Annotated in this window: 2 protein-coding genes; both read left to right on the top strand. The window is 78.6% G+C overall.

The window, feature by feature from the left end; all coding sequences use genetic code 11:
- The first annotated feature begins 441 nt into the window (after nucleotides 1-441).
- Nucleotides 442-1,173 carry a hypothetical protein gene (locus MW084_RS01210; RefSeq protein ID WP_158684361.1) on the top strand — a complete coding sequence of 244 codons (732 nt, stop codon included), beginning with the start codon at nucleotides 442-444 and terminating at the stop codon, nucleotides 1,171-1,173.
- Between the two features lie 187 nt (nucleotides 1,174-1,360).
- Nucleotides 1,361-1,564 (top strand): hypothetical protein, encoded by a 204-nt coding sequence (locus tag MW084_RS01205; protein WP_010473789.1) that lies wholly within the window; start codon nucleotides 1,361-1,363, stop codon nucleotides 1,562-1,564.
- The last annotated feature ends 204 nt before the right edge of the window (nucleotides 1,565-1,768 follow it).

The raw sequence follows: 1,768 nt of genomic DNA, 5'->3' as shown, positions 1-1,768 counted from the left end.
CACCGGCCCCTCCCTCCCAGGCCCCGGCCCGCCCGCCGCGGACGCCGCGGACGCCCTGGACGGCCCCGCACCGGAACACCGGCGCCCCGCTCCGACGCGCCCGCACCCGAACCACCGCGCCCGCAAGCGGCCCAGGGGATACCCCTGGGCCGCTCCCTCTGGAAGAGTCTCCACGGGATTCGAGACCGAGGGGGCGACGGCGATGGCACGGCGGAAGCGGACGACGGAGGCCTTCCACGCCGCCGACCGGGACGCGCCGACGGCGTACGCCGCCGTCCCCCGGGGCGCCGCCGTCCGCCGGGGCGCCGCCGTCCGCCCGGGCGCCGCCGTCCGTTTCGCCGCCCCCTCGACCGCCGGCGAGGAGCCGCGCACGCCGTGCCGGTCCTCGTCCGGTGGGTCATGAGGTTCCGTGCCGCCACCGACCGGGAAAGGAGACCGACCGTGTGGAGAGGGCTGGTCCTCCTGTCGGCCGCCGCCCTCCTCGGGTGCCTGCTGTCGATACCGCTGACCGTTTCCGACCTGATGGCGGCGCAGTCGCCGCCGCAGCGCCCCGCCCCGTGGGGGCGGCTCGTCCTGGTCGCGATCCCCGTGGCGACGGCGCTGGCCGTGGTCCGGTCGGCCGGGCGCCGCCGCCCGGGCCGCGCGCCCGCCCTCGCCGCCGGCACGGCGCTGCTGCTGGGACTGTGCACGGTGGTGGCTTTGCGGGTCCGCGACCGGGTCGGCACCGGCGACTGGCTCCTCGGCGCGACCCTGGAGGCCCTCGCGGCGGGCGCCACCGCCCTGGTCTTCCGCAGGGTGGTGCTGTGGCGGGAGCGGGGCCGGCCGCTGCCGGGGGAGGTGTGGCTCGCGATGGTGCCGTACCGGGACGGCGACCGGGCGGCGCGGCACTACTGCGTCGTCCTGAGCCGCCGCCTGGGATACGCCAACGTCCTGCAGATCACCTCGCAGAACAAGGACGGCCGCCCCGGCTACGTCCCGATGCCCAACGGCGAGTGGGACACCGTCTCCGGCAAGGGCCACTGGGTGGAGACCGCCCTGCGGCCCCGCCGGGTGCCGTACCGGGACTTCCTCAAGGACCGGCCGCAGGGGCCCTGCCCCACCGCGACCTGGCGGCAGCTCCGCCGCCGCTTCGCGCTGCCCCGGCCGGCCGGGCGGGGCGGCCGGCGGACGTAGCCGCCCGCGGCCCGGGCCCGCCGGGGACCGCCGTGCGCCGGCGCCGCCGACCCGGGCACGGGACCGCCGCCCGTCGCCGGGACGGCCGCGATCCGCCGTCCGCCGGGCCGCCCGGCGGAGCGGGAACCCGGCGGGACGCGGAACCGCACGGGGTTGGAACGGCCGGTCGCGAGGAACACGGAGGCCCATGAAGCAGACGAAGCAGACGAAGCGCACACCGGAGAACACCGCGGAAGAGGTCCTGCACGAGTTCGAGGAGGCCGAACTCCGGCTCGACGACGGGGAGGCCCGCGAGGACGACGGCGAGGCGGCCGACGCCCTCAGCCCCAGCAGGTCCGCCCAGGAGTCGGCCCGCGAGCAGGGCGAGGGCGCCTCCAACCCCGGGGCCTAGCAGGGCACCGGGACACGTGCGCCGCGGGGCCGGCCCCTCCAGACTGCTCCGTACCGCCTCGTGCGGGGCGGTACGCGCTCTCCTCCGGAACCGGGACGCCCCTCACCCCCTCCCGGAAGACCCCGGCCCCGGCCCGATCCGGAACACCGCCTGCCCGGCCCGATCCGGGACGCCGCCCGCCCGGGGAACACCGCGCAGGGGCGT

Source organism: Streptomyces sudanensis (assembly GCF_023614315.1).
GTDB classification, from domain to species: domain Bacteria; phylum Actinomycetota; class Actinomycetes; order Streptomycetales; family Streptomycetaceae; genus Streptomyces; species Streptomyces sudanensis.
This window is presented reverse-complemented; position numbering and strand designations above follow the sequence as displayed.